The 15874-nt window shown below is 54.8% G+C and carries 12 protein-coding genes; 3 read left to right on the top strand and 9 right to left on the bottom strand.

The features are described 5' to 3' along the window. Positions 1 to 26 precede the first annotated feature (26 nt). Positions 27 to 2567: a penicillin-binding protein PBP1a gene (gene ponA / locus RSA72_RS11140; protein WP_332621175.1), complete on the top strand. Its 2541-nt coding sequence runs from the start codon at positions 27 to 29 to the stop codon at positions 2565 to 2567. A 257-nt stretch (positions 2568 to 2824) separates the two neighbouring features. Here the strand turns inward: ponA and RSA72_RS11135 are convergent, their stop codons facing one another. From RSA72_RS11135 to RSA72_RS11095, 9 genes are all read right to left on the bottom strand, one after another. Then, positions 2825 to 3628, bottom strand: a complete 804-nt coding sequence (locus RSA72_RS11135; protein ID WP_332621177.1) for a putative RNA methyltransferase — start codon at positions 3626 to 3628, stop codon at positions 2825 to 2827. Between the two features lie 67 nt (positions 3629 to 3695). Further along, on the bottom strand, positions 3696 to 4814 hold the full coding sequence (mraY, locus tag RSA72_RS11130) for a phospho-N-acetylmuramoyl-pentapeptide-transferase (RefSeq protein ID WP_332621173.1): 1119 nt from the start codon (positions 4812 to 4814) through the stop codon (positions 3696 to 3698). Further along, positions 4815 to 6224: a UDP-N-acetylmuramoyl-tripeptide--D-alanyl-D-alanine ligase gene (locus RSA72_RS11125; protein WP_332621171.1), complete on the bottom strand. Its 1410-nt coding sequence runs from the start codon at positions 6222 to 6224 to the stop codon at positions 4815 to 4817. A gap of 21 nt (positions 6225 to 6245) precedes the next feature. Then, the gene (locus tag RSA72_RS11120; protein WP_332621170.1) at positions 6246 to 7745 is read right to left on the bottom strand and encodes a UDP-N-acetylmuramoyl-L-alanyl-D-glutamate--2,6-diaminopimelate ligase; all 1500 of its coding nucleotides are present in this window, start codon (positions 7743 to 7745) and stop codon (positions 6246 to 6248) included. 7 nt (positions 7746 to 7752) lie between these two features. Then, positions 7753 to 9582: a penicillin-binding protein PBP3 gene (ftsI, locus tag RSA72_RS11115; RefSeq protein ID WP_332621169.1), complete on the bottom strand. Its 1830-nt coding sequence runs from the start codon at positions 9580 to 9582 to the stop codon at positions 7753 to 7755. A gap of 13 nt (positions 9583 to 9595) precedes the next feature. Next, positions 9596 to 9928 carry a cell division protein FtsL gene (locus RSA72_RS11110; RefSeq protein WP_332621168.1) on the bottom strand — a complete coding sequence of 111 codons (333 nt, stop codon included), beginning with the start codon at positions 9926 to 9928 and terminating at the stop codon, positions 9596 to 9598. 10 nt (positions 9929 to 9938) lie between these two features. Beyond that, positions 9939 to 10850, bottom strand: coding sequence for a 16S rRNA (cytosine(1402)-N(4))-methyltransferase RsmH (gene rsmH / locus RSA72_RS11105; RefSeq protein ID WP_332621176.1), 912 nt, complete (start codon positions 10848 to 10850; stop codon positions 9939 to 9941). Between the two features lie 358 nt (positions 10851 to 11208). Beyond that, complete coding sequence (locus RSA72_RS11100; protein ID WP_332621167.1) at positions 11209 to 12225, bottom strand: sulfate ABC transporter substrate-binding protein; 1017 nt, start codon at positions 12223 to 12225, stop codon at positions 11209 to 11211. 249 nt (positions 12226 to 12474) lie between these two features. Then, positions 12475 to 13470, bottom strand: coding sequence for a sulfate ABC transporter substrate-binding protein (locus RSA72_RS11095; RefSeq protein WP_332621165.1), 996 nt, complete (start codon positions 13468 to 13470; stop codon positions 12475 to 12477). A 384-nt stretch (positions 13471 to 13854) separates the two neighbouring features. Here RSA72_RS11095 and RSA72_RS11090 point away from each other — a divergent pair, with 384 nt between their 5' ends. Further along, positions 13855 to 14151 carry a hypothetical protein gene (locus RSA72_RS11090; protein ID WP_332621164.1) on the top strand — a complete coding sequence of 99 codons (297 nt, stop codon included), beginning with the start codon at positions 13855 to 13857 and terminating at the stop codon, positions 14149 to 14151. Positions 14152 to 14262: 111 nt separating this feature from the next. After that, positions 14263 to 15771 (top strand): glutamate--tRNA ligase, encoded by a 1509-nt coding sequence (gltX, locus tag RSA72_RS11085; protein ID WP_332621163.1) that lies wholly within the window; start codon positions 14263 to 14265, stop codon positions 15769 to 15771. Positions 15772 to 15874: the final 103 nt, after the last annotated feature.

Below are 15874 nucleotides of genomic sequence, written 5' to 3'. Positions count from 1 at the left end.
TTAGCTCTTATTAAAACTTACTTGTTATGAAAAAGCTATCTTGTTCAGGCCTTGTCCATCCATTTTTTTTGATCCTAATTATTATTCTGGTCTCAATTCCAATGGGTTTCTATGGCATGTATCTCTATATTGCCCCATCTTTGCCTGAAATGTCCACCCTGAAAAAGGCGCCATTGCTGAAGCCTTTGCAAGTGTACAGCGCAGATAACGAGCTGATTGCGGAATACGGCGGCAAGCTTTCCGTGCCGGTTGAATATAAGCAGATTCCGCCGGCCTTTATTCACGCCTTTCTGGCCGCCGAAGATTCATCATTTTTTGAACACAGCGGGATCAGCTTTAAGGGGCTGGGCCGCGCCGTCAGCGAGAGCATCACCGGATCAAACGTGCAGTCCGGCGGCTCAACCATTACCATGCAGGTGGCGAAGAACTATTATTTAAGCCCTGAACGCACGCTGAAGCGCAAACTGACTGAAATCTTTCTGGCGCGCAAAATTGAGCAGAATTTAAGCAAGGAAGAAATTTTAACGCTGTATGTGAATAAAATATTTTTAGGCAAAAATGCCTACGGCATCGCAGCGGCCGCCAAAATTTATTACAACAAAAATCTGAATGAACTGAGCACGGCGCAAATGGCGATGATTTCCGGCCTGCCGAAAGCGCCCTCCAAATACAACCCGGTGGCGAACCCGAAGCGCGCGCTGGAGCGCCGCAACTGGATTTTAGGGCGCATGCTGCAGCTCGGCTATATCAATCAGGCTGAATATCAAAAAGCCATTGCCGAGCCGGTCAGCCTGGACATGCCGGAACGCGGGGTGAACAACCGCTTCCCCTATGTCGGCGAGATGGTGCGCTCGGAACTGGTGCAAACCTTGGGCGAACAGGCGGTTGACTCCGGCTACAAGGTCTACACCACCATTGACAGCAAGCGCCAGGCCTACGCTGAAGAAGCGGTGCAGAATGGCCTGGAAGATTATGACCGCCGCCACGGCTGGCGCGGCGCGGAAGCGCATGACAAGCCGCTGTCTGAATTTATGGCCTATGCCAACACCTTTCCCGCCGAAGTGACCAAAGTCAGCGCATCAAGCTTTGATGCGCTGATGCAGGACGGCACCACGGTGACTGTGCCCTGGTCAGGCATGTCATGGGCCCGCCCCTACCGCAATGCCAACAGCGTAGGCAATGCGCCGGGCAAAGCCTCGCAGATTGTCAAAGTCAAAGATATTATCCGCCTGCGCCCGAATCAGGACAAAAGCTCCTGGTCGCTGGTGCAGATTCCGAAAGCGCAAGGCCAGCTGATTGCGATGAACCCGAACAATGGCGCGATTGAAGCCATTTCAGGGGGCTATAATTTTTATCAGTCTAAATTCAACCGCGCGCTGCAAGGCTGGCGCCAGCCGGGTTCCATCATTAAGCCTTTTGTCTATGCGCTGGCTTTAGAGCGCGGCATGACCCCTTACAGCATGGTCAATGACAGCCCGATTACCATTGGCAAATGGACACCTAAAAATGCTGACGGCCGCTATCTGGGCATGATTCCGCTGCGCCGCGCGCTTTACCTGTCGCGCAATACCGTATCTGTGCGCCTGCTGCAGACCGTCGGCATTGAGCGCACCCGCCAGCTGTTCATGGACTTTGGCCTGCAGGAAGACCAGATTCCGCGCAATTACACCATTGCCCTAGGAACGCCGCAGGTTTTGCCGGTTCAAATGGCCACCGGCTACGCCACTTTCGCCAATGGCGGTTACCGCATTCAGCCGCATTTTATTGACCGCATTGAAGACGCCTACGGCAAAGTCATTTATCAATCAAACCCTGACTACGCCTGCATTTCCTGCATTAATGAGCCGGAACAGCCGGCGGATTCAGCTGAGCCGTCAACGCCGGATGATGAAGCCTTTGCAGTGGCCGGCGCCGCCCTGCCGGAAGTACGGCCGGCGGATGTTGATACGGCAGATTACCGCCAAGCGCAGCGGATTTTAAAATCCAGCTCCGCATTTGACATGGCCAATATTCTGCGTGATGTGATTCAGCACGGCACCGGCCGCGCGGCCCTGAAAATCGGACGCAATGATCTTGGCGGCAAAACAGGCACCACCAATGACGCTAAAGATGCATGGTTTGCCGGCTTTAACGGCAAGCTGGTGGCGATTGCATGGGTCGGCTTTGACCAGCCGACAACGCTGGGGCGCCGTGAATACGGCGGCGTAGCGGCCCTGCCGGTCTGGACCAGCTTTATGGGCAACGCCTTGAAAGGCACGCCTGAAGCCTGGGTGCGCCTGGATAAAAATGCCAAAGCGCCGCTGAACCGCAATCAGGTGACAGTCAAAATCCAGCCTGGGGCTGAAGTTCAGGACCGCGCTTCGCCGCCGCTGGCGCAGCCTTTGTACCGCCCGGCGCCTGCGCCGGCAGCCCGGCCTGCGCAGAATGATTTTGAAGATCTGCCGGGCGAAGAGGAGGCGCTGGTGCCGAAAAACAGCGCGCCGCCTGCTATGCAGAACCGCCCAGCGCCTGCGGGAACGAAACCCCGCACAGATGCGCTGGAAAATTTAATCGAACAGGTTCAATAAAAGAAAGCCCCCGCAAGAGTAATGCTGATCAGTTAAGCGTAATTTCATTATTACTGATTGATAAATATCTCCCCTAACCCTGAGCCATATATGGCGCAAGGAAAAAGAGGGGATGAACAGCGTTGCTGTGCAAGGAATTCAAGACTGTATTGAATTTCAAAATACTCCCTCCTTTGAAAAAGGAGGGTTGGGGAGGATTAAAAATGCTTAACTGACTGGCATTACCCGCAAGAGGGCTTTTCTTTAGCGCAAGAGCTTTATTTCTTCTGAAAGATAAACATCTGGAATTGCGCATTCAGCGCAAATTCCGCCTGGCTTTCCAAGGCCTGCCTGCGCTCTGGCTTAGCCTTATAGGCATAAGGCGTCATTGCGATCAGGTTTTTCAAATCCTGCTGCGGCAGCCGCATCGGCGCATCAATCACCAGCTCCTCCGCCAAGTCAAATGCATCCTGCAGCTGATGCGCAAATTTGTGCGGATCATGCGCCTGCACCTCTTCAAACAGCGCTTCACGCAGGGCGTAAAGATGCTGCGGCGCCGGCGTGACCACCATCAGATAGCCCTTAGGCTTTAAAACCCGCAGGATTTCTTCTTTCGGAATCGGGCTGAACAGGCTGCTGCACAAATCAACCGACTGATCCAGCACCGGCAGGGTCGCGCCGGTTCCCACCACCCATGTCACGGCTTTATTCAGCCTGGCCGCTGCCTGCACGGCATTTTTGGCGATATCCACTCCGGCGCACTGCATTACCTCCCGCTGCATGGCATCGGTGTAATAGCCTTCGCCGCAGCCGATATCCAGCAGATTTTCAATCCGCAGCCCGCGGATCTTTTCCACAGCGGCCTGCTGCAACGGCGCATAGTGCCCGGCGCTTAAAAAAGCCCGGCGCGCCTGCACCGATTCCGGGGTATCGCCCGGGTTCTTGCTGTGCTTATGCTGCACCACATGCAAGTTGACATAGCCCTGCTTCGCCACGTCATAGCTGTGCTTGTTTTCACAGCGCCATGTTCTGTCCTCAAGCGCCAATTGCTTCTGGCAAACCGGGCACATCAGCAGATTCATCATTTTCTCCAAAGCCGTTCAGGCATTAAAAAAGCCGGCAAATGCCGGCTTTTCACATTCTATTCGCTTAGCGCAATTTTAAGGTCATCAGGCCTAAAACTACCAGCATAATTGTGATAATCCAGAAGCGGATCACCACCTGGGTTTCGCGCCAGCCTTTTTTCTCATAATGGTGATGCAGCGGCGCCATCAGGAACACCCGCTTGTTGCGCATGCGCAGTGAGCCGATCTGCAGGAATACAGACACCGCCTCCACTACAAACACCCCGCCCATAATGGCAAAAACGATTTCCTGACGCACCATCACGGCAATGGTGCCGAGCATGGCGCCTAAAGACAGCGCGCCGACATCGCCCATGAACACCTGCGCAGGATGCGCGTTGTACCACAGGAACGCCAGGCCTGCGCCAATCATGGCCGCGCAGATCACCACCAGTTCCGAGGCGTATTTCACATAGGGAATATGCAGGTAATCCGCAAAGCGCACATCACCCGCTAAATAAGCAAAAACGCCCAAGCCGGCAGCCACCAGCACAATCGGCATAATCGCCAGGCCGTCCAGGCCGTCGGTTAAGTTCACGGCATTGGATGCGCCGTTAATCACCAGATAAGTGAAAATAATAAAGCCAATGCCAAGCGGAATGACCGACAGGGGAATGCTGATTTCCTTAAAGAACGGAATCAGCACATCCAGCATGTCTGCGGTATGCACCGGGTTGGCCTGCTGGGCTGCAATCATATACAGCGCGATGCCGGCGCCCAAAGAGCCGACCGATGTCCAGAAGAATTTCTTCTTCGCCGGCAGGCCGGCATTGTCCTTATAGCGGATCTTGATCCAGTCATCGGCCCAGCCGACCGCGCCAAAAATCACCATCACCGCCAGCACAATCCAGACATAGGGATTGGACAAATCCGCCCAAAGCAGGGTGGAAATACCGATGGACAGCAGAATCAGCACGCCGCCCATGGTGGGCGTGCCCATTTTCTTGGCATGCCCTTCAGGCGCAAATGAACTCACGGCCTGGCCGTATTTCAAGGCCTGCAGCCTGCGGATCATCACCGGCCCCAGCACCAGGCCGATGGTCAGTGCCGTCAATACGCTCAGCAGCGAACGCAGCGTCAAATAGCGCACAACCTGGAATGAGCTGTGATAGCCCGCAAGCTGTTCAAATAACCATAACAGCATTTAAATTTTCTCCATCAAGTCAGCCATCAAGGTTTCCATATGGGTAAAGCGAGAACCTTTGAACAGGAAGCTCATGGACTGAGGCTGATGCGTCTCAGCGAGACTGATTAAAAGCGGCAGGGCCTGTTCCTGCGTCAGGAACGCCTGCAGTTTCTTTCCGTACTGGGTGCTGCGCGCGCCTTCCTGCACAGCAGGCGCAAACCCGCCTACAGCAACCACAAAGTTAATGCCTTTTACCGAGACCAGATCACGGCCGAGCATATAATGCTGCTGCGCTGCGCTGGCGCCCAGCTCGCCGATATCGCCAATCACCATGACCCGGATGCCGTCCTGCTGCGCCAGCACTTCAGCGGCGGCGCGCATTGACGCCGGATTGGCATTATAGGTGTCATCAATGAATAAATGCTGCTGATGCTGGATGAAATTCAAGCGGCCTTTGGCGCCGGCGGCGTTTTCCAGGCCCGCCGCAATATCATCCAGGCCAATGCCGATGGCCAGCGCAAAAGCGGCCGCAGCGGCTGCGTTCTGCACATTGTGCCCACCGGCAAAGGGCAGATTGATCTGGCGCGCGCCGGACGGGGTATGCAGCGTAAATGCTGCAGACTGCGGCTGCAGCTGAATATCCGCGGCGTACACATCGCCGCCGGGGCCGAAGCTCATCAGCTGCTCTGTCTGCACCGCGCTGCGGATCGCGTCGGCAAAGTCATCCGCAGCCGGCACAATGGACACGCCGGTTTTGGCGACATGCGCATAAATTTCTGACTTGGCGCGGCAGATGCCGTCACGGCCGCCGAATTCGCCTAAATGCGCCGTTCCGACATTCAGGATGCCGGCCACATCCGGCTGCACCAGATTTGAAGTGTAGTCAATTTCACCGACATGGCTGGCGCCCAGCTCCATCACGGCATACTGATGCTCGCGGCGCAGCTCCAGCAGCATCATCGGCACGCCTAGGTCATTGTTCAGGTTGCCGCGGGTAATCAGCGCCGGCGCAATGCGCGACAGAATGCTGCCGAGCATTTCCTTTACCGTGGTTTTGCCGCTGCTGCCGGTCAGGGCGATGACTTTCAGCTGCGGATGCTGCGCGCGCCGGTAAGCGCCAAGATGGCCCAGCGCCAGGCGGGTATCCGCAACCACCAGCTGGCAAATGTCTGCATCCACAGGGTGGCTGACAATCACGATTTCACAGCCACTGGCAGCCACTTGAGCAATAAAGTCATGCGCATCAAAGCGTTCGCCCTGCAGCGCCAGAAAGGCATCGCCGGATTCGGCATGGCGCGAATCGGTCAAAATGCGCTTGATTGCGCCCTGAGGCGCTTTTGCATTATGCCAATGCCCTTGCGTGGCCTGCACCAGCTGCTCTGCGGTCCACGGCTCTAAAACTGCCGTACTGGTTGTAGAAGTATGCATGTTGTTTCCTATGAAGCTGGCTTAATGCGCTGGATATGCTGAATCTGTACCGTGATGCTGCGCGTCAATCGCTGACTGCACTTCCACCGCATCATCAAACCAGTGGCGCACGCCGTCAATTTCCTGATAGTTCTCATGGCCTTTTCCAGCAATCACCACAATGTCGCCGCCTTTGGCCTGCGCTACGGCGAATTTAATCGCTTCACGGCGGTCATGAATTTCATGCACCTGATGCTGGTCAAAGCTGATGCCGGCTTTCATGTCGGTGAAAATCTGCGCAGGATCTTCGGTGCGCGGATTGTCCGAAGTGATTAAGGCGATATCGGCATGCGCCAAAGCCGCCTGCGTCATCAGCGGGCGCTTGCCACGGTCGCGGTCGCCGCCGCAGCCGAATACAGCCCATAAATCCTGCGAGGCATGGCGCCGCAGCGTCTGCAGCACTTGAATTAAAGCATCCGGCGTATGCGCATAATCGACAATAAACAGCCGGTCCGCATCGCGGATCACCTGCATGCGCCCCGGCGCGCCCTGCAGCTGCGGCGCAGCGGCGATTAAGTCCGGCAGCGCAAACCCAGCCTGTTCAGCGGCGATGAAAGCCGCCACTATATTTTCCACATTGAAGCGGCCCAGCAGCGGACTGCGCACGGCAAATTCGCCTTGCGCCGTCGCCAGCTTAAACTGCACGCCATTCAGGCTGTACTGAATATCGCGCACCTGATAATCCGCGTCCTGCGCGGCGGCGGAATAGGTCAGGATCTTCGGCTGCGCCGGGTTATTTTCCGCTGCCTGCAGCATCACCGGCGCATAGGCGTCATCCAGATTGATAATGGCCGTTTTCAGTGACGGGAACTGGAACAGGCGCGCCTTAGCCTGCGCATAGGCTTCCAGCGTTTTATGATAATCCAGATGGTCGCGGCTTAAATTGCTGTAGGCGGCGATTTCAACCGCGCAGCCATTCAGCCGGCCCTGCTCCAGCCCGTGCGAGCTGGCTTCAATCGAAGCGAATTCTGCGCCCTGCTGCGCATAGCTGTGCAGGGCGTTCTGCATCTGCAGCGCATCCAGCGTGGTATGCGTGGAGGCCTCCAGATTGGGCAGAATGCCGTTGCCGGTAGTGCCCATCACCGCGCATTTTTTGCCCTGCAGCATCAGCAGCTCAGCAATCAAGCGCGAAATAGTGGTTTTGCCATTGGTGCCGGTCACCGCAATAATCCGCGCCGGCTGCACCGGCTGCGCGGCCTGCAGGTACTGCTTCTGCCACTGCCCCATCACATGGCGCACATCCGGCGCCGCAAAGCTTTTTTCCAGGCCCAGATCCGTTTCAGAAATCACCGCCAGCGCGCCTTGATCCAAGGCGGCCTGCGCAAACTGCGCGGTTTTCTCCGGCTGGGAAAGCGATGTCAGGGCAATGAAAATCTGCCCCGCCGATACTTTCCGGCTGTCCAGGCTGAAGCCGCTGAACGGCTGCAGCATCCATTCAGCCGGCTGTTCAGCGCTGCAGAGCTGTTGAAATGTAATTGGCATGCATCACCTATTTGCTGGATTTAGGAGTATCTAAAGGTTTGTCTAAAGGCACGTTCATCAGGCGCAAAGACTCCTGCATAACGCGCGCAAAGACCGGCGCGGAAACCGTGCCGCCGAAATACGTGCCTTTCGGGTTTTCCACCACCACCACCATGGCGATGCGCGGATCGCTGACCGGCGCAACGCCGGCGAATAAAGCGCGGTATTCGGTGGTTGAATAGCCTTTGCGGTCCGGGCGCAGCTTATGCGCCGTGCCGGTTTTTCCGGCAACGCGGTAGCCTGAAATATTGGCGCGGGTTGCCGTGCCGCCCGGCATGGTGGCCGATTCCATCATCAGCAGCACCTGGTCGGCAATCGCCGGGCTGATCATCTGCTCGCCTTTGGCCGGCTCTTCCAGCTTGTACAGGCTGAGCGGCATTTTGACGCCTTTATTGGCGATCATGGCGTAGGCGTCCGCCATCTGCAGCACTGTCGCGTTCAGGCCATAGCCGTAGGCCATAGTGGCGACTTCCGACACATTCCATTTGCTTTTCGGCAGGATCAGGCCCGCGCTTTCGCCGGGGAATTTCACCGCTGAGCGCTGGCCAAAGCCTAAACGCTGATAGAAGGTCGGCAGCATTGAATACGGCAAAGACAGGGCGATTTTCGCCACGCCGACGTTGGAGGATTTCTGGATAATCCCGCCAAGGGTTAAAGCGCCGTAATTATGCGTGTCGCGGATGGTATGGTTGCCTACCCGCATCGAGCCGGGCGAGGTATTCACCACGGTATTCGGCATGTATTTGCCGCTTTCCAACGCCATCGCCACCGTCAGCGGCTTCATGGTTGAACCCGGCTCAAAGGAGTCCACCGCCCCGCGGTTGCGCATGGCGTCCTTATTGCCCAGGCTGCTCTTGTCATTCGGGTTATAGGAAGGCCAGCTGGCCATGGCCAGAATTTCGCCGGTTTTGACATCGACCGCAATGGCGGTGGCGGAACGGGCATTATTGGCCACGCCGGCAGCGGTCAATTCACGGTACATGATGTACTGCAGGCGCGAATCAATGCTCAGGGTGACGTTTTCGCCCGGCTCCACTTCCTTCACCACTTCCGGGTCTTTGACGCGGTTGCCTTTTTTGTCGCGCACAATCTGCTGCTCGCCGTCAATGCCGGCAAGGCGCTGATTAAGCTGCATTTCCAGGCCTTCAATCCCGCTCCCTTCGCTGTTGGTCAGGCCGATAATCTGCGAATTCGGCTGCGGCTGCGGATAGTAGCGCTTATAGTTCTTTTCGGTATACACGCCCTGGAAGTCGCGCTTCAGGATCAGCTCAGCCTGCTGCGGCGGCACTTCCTTCTGCAGCACCAGATAGCGCGAGCGCGGGCGCTCATAGACTTTCTTGCGCAGTTCCGCCCGGTCCATGCCCACGGCATCCGCCAGCTCATCCAGATTCATATTTTTGTCAGGCAGCTGGCGCTTCAGCTTGCGGCTGTTCGGCTCTTTCTGCAGCTGCGCCATGGTGTCTTCATACAGCTTTTTATTGTCAAAATAATCGCGCGGATCCATCACCACTTTCATGACCGGCGTGCTGATGGCCAGGGGCACGCCATGGCGGTCATAAATCACGCCGCGCATCGCTTTGATTTTTTCCGTTCTTAAAATATTGGCATTGGCTTTATTCTGCAGAAAATCGCGGTTAATCACCTGCACATAAAAAGCGCGCCCGACCAAGGCGATAAAGCACAGCACCACCACGCCCCACATCAGGTAAAACCGCCACATTTCAACATGAATGACATTTTTGCCTGTCACTGACTGCTGCTTTTTCCGCACTGCCTGCTTAATTTTTCTATCCACCATGGTACAGCTAGCCTTATTTTTTCTCTTCTGAAGTCTGCGGCAAAGAAATGACAACCGTCTGCGCCACTGGCGGAGAATACATCCGGAGCTGAGTCACCGCCCGCGTGCCGATTTGCGCGGTCGCGCCGAAAGTCTGCTGCTCAATCAGCAGGCGCCCCCATTCCGCATTCAGGTCATCGCGTTCACGCAGGTAAGTGCTGAGCTTGCGGTAATCCTGGCGGTATTCAAACACCTGAAAAACCACCACCACCGCGCTGCTGAACACCAGCGCCAGCAGAATGGCATAAGCCGCGGCTTTTTTCAGTTTCAGATTGTCAGCTGTTTTTTCTGTCGCTTCAGTTTTCATTATGCGCCTTTTAAGCTAAACGTTCTGCCACGCGGAGCCAGGCGCTGCGTGAACGCGGATTGGCTTTAACTTCCGCATCGCTGGCGCGGATGCGCGCGATTTTTTTCAAACGGCGGGTATCTTCCCGCTTTTGAGGCAAGCCCCAGCCGGTATCTTCCGCCAGGGTCGATTCTTTTTGAATAAACTGCTTAATCAGCCGGTCTTCTAGGGAATGGAAGCTGATCACCGCCAAAGTCCCTTCCGGCTTCAGCACATCCACGGCTTGAGGCAGGAAAGTTTCAATATCTTCCAATTCTTTATTAATGGCAATACGGATCGCCTGAAAAGTCCGCGTGGCGGCGTGTTTATTTTTTTCCCACTTAGGATGCGCCACTTTGACAATTTCAGCCAGCTTGCCGGTGGTTTCAATATAGCCGGCATTTTTAATGGCTTTGGCAATGCGGCGGCTGTAGCGCTCTTCGCCGTATTGATAGATGTAATTCGCCAGCGCTTCTTCTTCAATCTGCAGCAGCCATTCCGCGGCGGTCTGGCCTTGGGAATTGTCCATGCGCATGTCCAGCGGGCCGTCATGCATAAAGCTGAAGCCGCGTTCCGCCTGATCCAGCTGCGGCGATGACACCCCTAAGTCCGCCATGACGCCATCGACATGCTCTATGCCCCGCGCCTGCAGTTCCTGCTTCAGGTCGGCAAAGCTGGCATGGATGATGCTGAAGCGCGGATCTTCCTGCGCCAAGGCAGCAGCGGTTTCCAAGGCCTGCGGGTCTTTGTCGAAGGCATACACCCGCGCCGAGGCATCCAGCTTGGACAGCAGCAAGCGGGTATGCCCGCCGCGCCCAAACGTGCCGTCCACATAAATTCCTGTATTGCGCCCGGCAAGCAGGGCATCAACGGTTTCGTGAAGTAATACAGAAATATGCGACATATGGATGGGTTCAGTACAGTCAAAAAGTAACTGCACATTATTACCTTGTTTTAACAAAGCTCCAAACGTCTTTTTGTACAGAAATATTACTTTTCATAGAGAAAACCGTTTTAAAGTTTGCCGGAGGGCGCAATCCGGCTAAATTTGCGCCTTGCAGCGGAAAAGTCCGCGCCTGCAGCCTGCCGCTGCGCCTGTTCAGCGGTTTTTCCGGCTGGATCAAGACTGCAATTCCGGCTCAGGCTGCGCATGCTATTTCCAGGCATGAAAAAGCGGCCTGGATGCAACAAGCCAATGCCGGCCAGTTAAAAACCGGCCGGCATTCAACCGTCTGTAAAGCGGTTTTTAAGCCCGTAAAAAATCAGCGCTTGGAATTGTAAATCTGATCAAACATGCCGCCATTCACAAAATGCGTCTGCTGCGCCTTGGCCCAGCCGCCGAACACTTCATCAATGGTGAAGGTTTTCAATGGCGGGAACTGCGCCTTGTATTTGGCCAGCACTTTTTCATTGCGCGGACGGTAGAAATGCTTGGCGGCCATTTCCTGCCCCAATGGCGAGTACAGGTAATTGATATAGCCTTCGGCCAGCCATTTGTTGCCGTTTTTTTCTACGGTCTTATCGACAACCGCCACAGACGGCTCAGTCAAAATAGAAACGGATGGGTAAACGATGTCAAACTTGCCCTTGCCCAGCGTTTTCTGCGTCACCAGCGCTTCATTTTCCCAGGTCAGCAGCACATCGCCGATGCCGCGTTCGGCAAAGGTGGTCATTGACGCGCGGGCGGCCGAGTCCATCACCTTGACGTTGCGGTACATTTTGCCGACAAAGTCTTTAGCCTTGGCGTCACTGCCGCCCGGCTGCTGCAGCGCATAGCCCCATGCCGACAGGTAAACCCAGCGCGGCAGGCCGCCGGTTTTCGGGTTTGGCGTGATGATCTGCACGCCCGGCTTGGTTAAATCAGACCAGTCTTTAATCTTTTTAGGATTGCCCTTGCGCACCATAAACACAATGGTCGAGGTATAAGGCGCAGAGTTGTACGGGAACTCTTTCTGCCAGCCCGGCTGAATCTGCCCGGACTTGACGATTTCATCAATATCGTTGGCCAAAGCCAAAGTCACCACATCGCCTTTTAAGCCGTCAACCACGGAACGGGCCTGCTTGCCGGAACCGCCGTGCGACTGCTTGAAGTTTACGCTTTTGCCGGTGCGGGATTGCCAGTAAGCGCCGAAAGACTGATTGAATTCATCGTAAAATTCACGGGTTGCATCATAGGAGACATTCAGGAATTCACGGTCGGCTGCCTGCGCAGCCGCGCTGAATGCGAAGCTGGCCGACAGCACAGCCGCGCTGAAAAAAACTTTCAATTGGGTTTTCATGAGCGTATAAGAAATTGATCTGCAATGCCGCTCAATATAAGAAATAAAGCCATCAACATCAATGCGCGCCAGCGGCCCGCACGGCAGCGGCTGCCAGGCGCATTCCATTTTATCGCCTTGTTTTTGCGCATAAAAAACCGCAAAACACTTTACTTATTCCACATATATACCGTTTTTATCTTTGCATATAATAAAAATGCATAATCAAGGCTCAGCAGCTGCCTGCAGGCGGCTTCAGCGCCTGCAGGCTTAATTTTTCCCGCTGTAGATCTGGTCAAAAATTGCGCCATTTGCAAAATGCGCCTTTTGCGCCTTGGCCCAGCCGCCAAAGACTTTATCAATGCTGAAGGTCTGCACTTTCGGGAACTGCGCCGCGTATTTGGCGGCCGCCTTGCTGTCGCGCGGGCGGAAATAATGCTTAGCCGCCAGCTCCTGGCCTTTAGGCGAATACAGATAATTGAGGTAGCCTTTGGCCAAATTGCGGCTGCCGTTTTTATCGGCGGTTTTATCCACAATCGCCACGGACGGCTCGGCCAGAATGGAAATTGACGGATACACCACATCAAACTGATTTTTGCCTAAGCCCTGCGACGCCAGCAGCGCTTCATTTTCCCAGGACAGCAGCACATCGCCGATGCCGCGCTCGGCAAAGGTGGTCAATGAGCCGCGCGCGCCCGAATCCAGCACCTTCACATTCTGATACAGCTTTTTCACCAGCTCCCTGGCTTTAGCGTCATTGCCGCCCGGCTGCTTTAAGGCATAGCCCCATGCCGACAGGTAAATCCAGCGCGGCGCGCCACCAGTTTTCGGGTTGGGAGTAATGATTTCCACGCCCGGCTTGGTTAAGTCATTCCAGTCCTTAATCTGCTTGGGATTGCCCTTGCGCACCAGGAACACGATGGTTGAGGTGTAAGGCGCGGAATTATTCGGAAATTCCTTCTGCCAGTTCCGGTCAATCTGCCCGCTATTGGCAATTTCATCAATGTCATTGGCCAGCGCCAGCGTCACCACATCAGCCTGCAGCCCGGTGGCGACCGCGCGCGCCTGCTTGCCTGAACCGCCGTGCGACTGCTTGAAATTGACCTCCTGCCCGGTGCGCTTTTTCCAGTAGGCGCCGAATTGCTGATTGTATTCCTGATAAAATTCGCGGGTCGGGTCATAGGACACATTCAGAAAGTCCTTGGCCGCATAGGCTTCAGCTGCGCTTAAAAGCGCCAGCGCTCCAGCCAGTATTGTTTTTTTCATGGCATTCCACTTATTATCTGTTCAGTTAAATGCACTATATGAATATTAAATATTTCTAACAATCATATGGTTATATTATTAAATCGTTTGCTTTGCTGTTTTGCCGATATGCAGAATTCTGGATTAATCTGCGCATTTAATGCTGAATCAGGCGGCTGAAGGCATGCGCCTCCACGCTGTCTCCACAGTTGCCTGCTAGAATTAAATTAATTAGGGAAGAAATTCCTGCGTTGGGCATGTTTCCGGCTGGGTTTTTAGCCTTTTTGTAAAAAATGTGACACAGTTCTGATTTTTTACTGCGGAAAATGCTTAAATAGCCGTACTATTATTAAAAAACAGCCAAATCAACGCGATTTAACCATCAGCTTAAGGGGAAGTTTGAAAATGAAATCGACTTTATTTTCTGCAATATGCTTAGGCTTAGGCCTGACTTTAGCAGCCCAGGCCGGCCACGCCGCCGCCATCAGCAAATCGGCCAGCAGCAAAGCCGCTTTGCCTGCTGAAAAAGGCTCGCTGATTGAAAAAGCCATCAATCAGCAGAAAAGCGCGGGCCAGCTGCCACCGGACAGCAATTTAAAAATGCTCACTGCCCTGAAAGCTGCGCCGACCCAAAATTTCCTGGCATCGCAAAACCAAAGCTTCACCCGCTTTGTGCAGGCGTTGTTCCCGCAGCACAGCTGATTTCCGGCGCGCCATTTTTAAAGCCTCATTGCCGAATGTTGAATTAAGCATTAAGTGATGGGGCTTTTTCGTTATAATAGCGGCAATTTAGCTTTTGAATCCTATCCGGTTATGACTGTCCGTACTCGCATCGCGCCTTCTCCTACTGGCTTTCCTCATGTAGGCACAGCTTATATTGCCCTGTTCAACCTCTGCTTCGCCAAACAGCATGGCGGCGAGTTCATCCTCCGCATTGAAGATACCGACCAGCTGCGCTCTACGCCGGAATCTGAAAAAATGATTCTGGATTCCTTGCGCTGGCTGGGCCTGAACTGGTCTGAAGGCCCGGATATCGGCGGCCCGCATGCGCCTTACCGCCAGTCAGAACGCATGGATATTTACAAGCAGTACGCTTTGCAGCTGGTGGAAAAAGGCCATGCCTTCTACTGCTTCGCTACAGCGGAAGAGCTGGATCAGATGCGCGCAGAGCAGCAGGCGCGCGGCGAGTCGCCGCGCTATGACGGCCGCGGCTTGAACCTGACGCAAGGCGAAGTCGAGCGCCGCCTGGCGGCTGGTGAAGCGCATGTCATCCGCATGAAAGTGCCGGCCGAAGGCGTGTGCAAATTCAATGACATGCTCCGCGGCGAAGTGGAAATTCCATGGGCGCAGGTCGACATGCAGATTCTGCTGAAAACCGACGGCTTGCCGACCTACCACCTCGCCAACGTGGTGGATGACCATTTGATGCAGATTACCCACGTGATCCGCGGCGAAGAATGGATTCCTTCCGCGCCGAAACACCAGCTGCTGTACCAGTACTTCGGCTGGGAGATGCCTGTGCTGTGCCACATGCCGCTGCTGCGCAACCCGGACAAATCCAAACTGTCCAAGCGCAAAAACCCGACTTCAATCAATTATTACAAAGACATCGGCGTGCTGCCGGAAGCCCTGCTGAACTATCTGGGCCGCATGGGCTGGTCAATGCCGGATGAAAGCGAAAAATTCACCTTGGCGGAAATGGTTCAGCACTTTGACATTCAGCGCGTGTCGCTGGGTGGCCCAATCTTTGACGTGGAAAAGCTCAACTGGCTGAACGGCCAGTGGATCAAGGGCCTGACGCCGGCTGAACTGCTGAATACTTTGCTGGCTTGGAAGTCTGACCGCCAGACGCTGGAAGACATCGCCGCCGCCATCCAGCCACGCATCAACCTGCTGTCGGAAGCAGTCAACTGGGCCGGCTTCTACTTCAATCAGTTCCCTGCGCTGTCGAAAGAGCAGTTTGAAAGCAAAAAACTGAGCGAAGAACAGGTGCGCCAAAGCCTGCAGTTCGCCATCTGGCGCCTGGAAAGCCTGTTCACCTGGAACAATGACACCGTCAGCCAAACCCTGATGGACTTGGCGAATCAGATGGAAATCAAGCTGCGCGACTTCATGCCGGCGTTCTTTATCGCCATTGCCGGCTCAACCTCATCTACGCCGGTAATGCAGTCCATGGTTACCCTTGGCCCGGATCTGACCTTCGCGCGCCTGCGCCATGCCCTTGAAATTGCCGGCGGGCCGAGCAAAAAAGAAGCGAAAGCCTGGGAAAAGCTCAATGAAAGCCTGAAATTGCCGAAAAATGATGCAGTTGACAGCATTTAATTGATTTTTTAGTTGACGCGTGAGCGCGATATCCATAATATAGCGCTCACACACAGACTGGGGTCATAGCTCAGTTGGTAGAGCGCTACAATGGCATTGTAGA

The organism is Acinetobacter sp. (assembly GCF_036659555.1).
Lineage (GTDB): Bacteria > Pseudomonadota > Gammaproteobacteria > Pseudomonadales > Moraxellaceae > Acinetobacter.
The sequence above is the reverse complement of the archived record's forward strand: the minus strand, read 5'-3'. Positions and strand labels throughout refer to the sequence as shown.

Excerpts from the sequence above, each read along its gene's own strand:
- ponA (WP_332621175.1), top strand. The coding sequence starts at position 27 with ATGAAAAAGCTATCTTGTTCAGGCCTTGTCCATCCATTTTTTTTGATC.
- RSA72_RS11135 (WP_332621177.1), bottom strand. The coding sequence starts at position 3,628 with ATGAATCTGCTGATGTGCCCGGTTTGCCAGAAGCAATTGGCGCTTGAG.
- mraY (WP_332621173.1), bottom strand. The coding sequence starts at position 4,814 with ATGCTGTTATGGTTATTTGAACAGCTTGCGGGCTATCACAGCTCATTC.
- RSA72_RS11125 (WP_332621171.1), bottom strand. The coding sequence starts at position 6,224 with ATGCATACTTCTACAACCAGTACGGCAGTTTTAGAGCCGTGGACCGCA.
- RSA72_RS11120 (WP_332621170.1), bottom strand. The coding sequence starts at position 7,745 with ATGCCAATTACATTTCAACAGCTCTGCAGCGCTGAACAGCCGGCTGAA.
- ftsI (WP_332621169.1), bottom strand. The coding sequence starts at position 9,582 with ATGGTGGATAGAAAAATTAAGCAGGCAGTGCGGAAAAAGCAGCAGTCA.
- RSA72_RS11110 (WP_332621168.1), bottom strand. The coding sequence starts at position 9,928 with ATGAAAACTGAAGCGACAGAAAAAACAGCTGACAATCTGAAACTGAAA.
- rsmH (WP_332621176.1), bottom strand. The coding sequence starts at position 10,850 with ATGTCGCATATTTCTGTATTACTTCACGAAACCGTTGATGCCCTGCTT.
- RSA72_RS11100 (WP_332621167.1), bottom strand. The coding sequence starts at position 12,225 with ATGAAAACCCAATTGAAAGTTTTTTTCAGCGCGGCTGTGCTGTCGGCC.
- RSA72_RS11095 (WP_332621165.1), bottom strand. The coding sequence starts at position 13,470 with ATGAAAAAAACAATACTGGCTGGAGCGCTGGCGCTTTTAAGCGCAGCT.
- RSA72_RS11090 (WP_332621164.1), top strand. The coding sequence starts at position 13,855 with ATGAAATCGACTTTATTTTCTGCAATATGCTTAGGCTTAGGCCTGACT.
- gltX (WP_332621163.1), top strand. The coding sequence starts at position 14,263 with ATGACTGTCCGTACTCGCATCGCGCCTTCTCCTACTGGCTTTCCTCAT.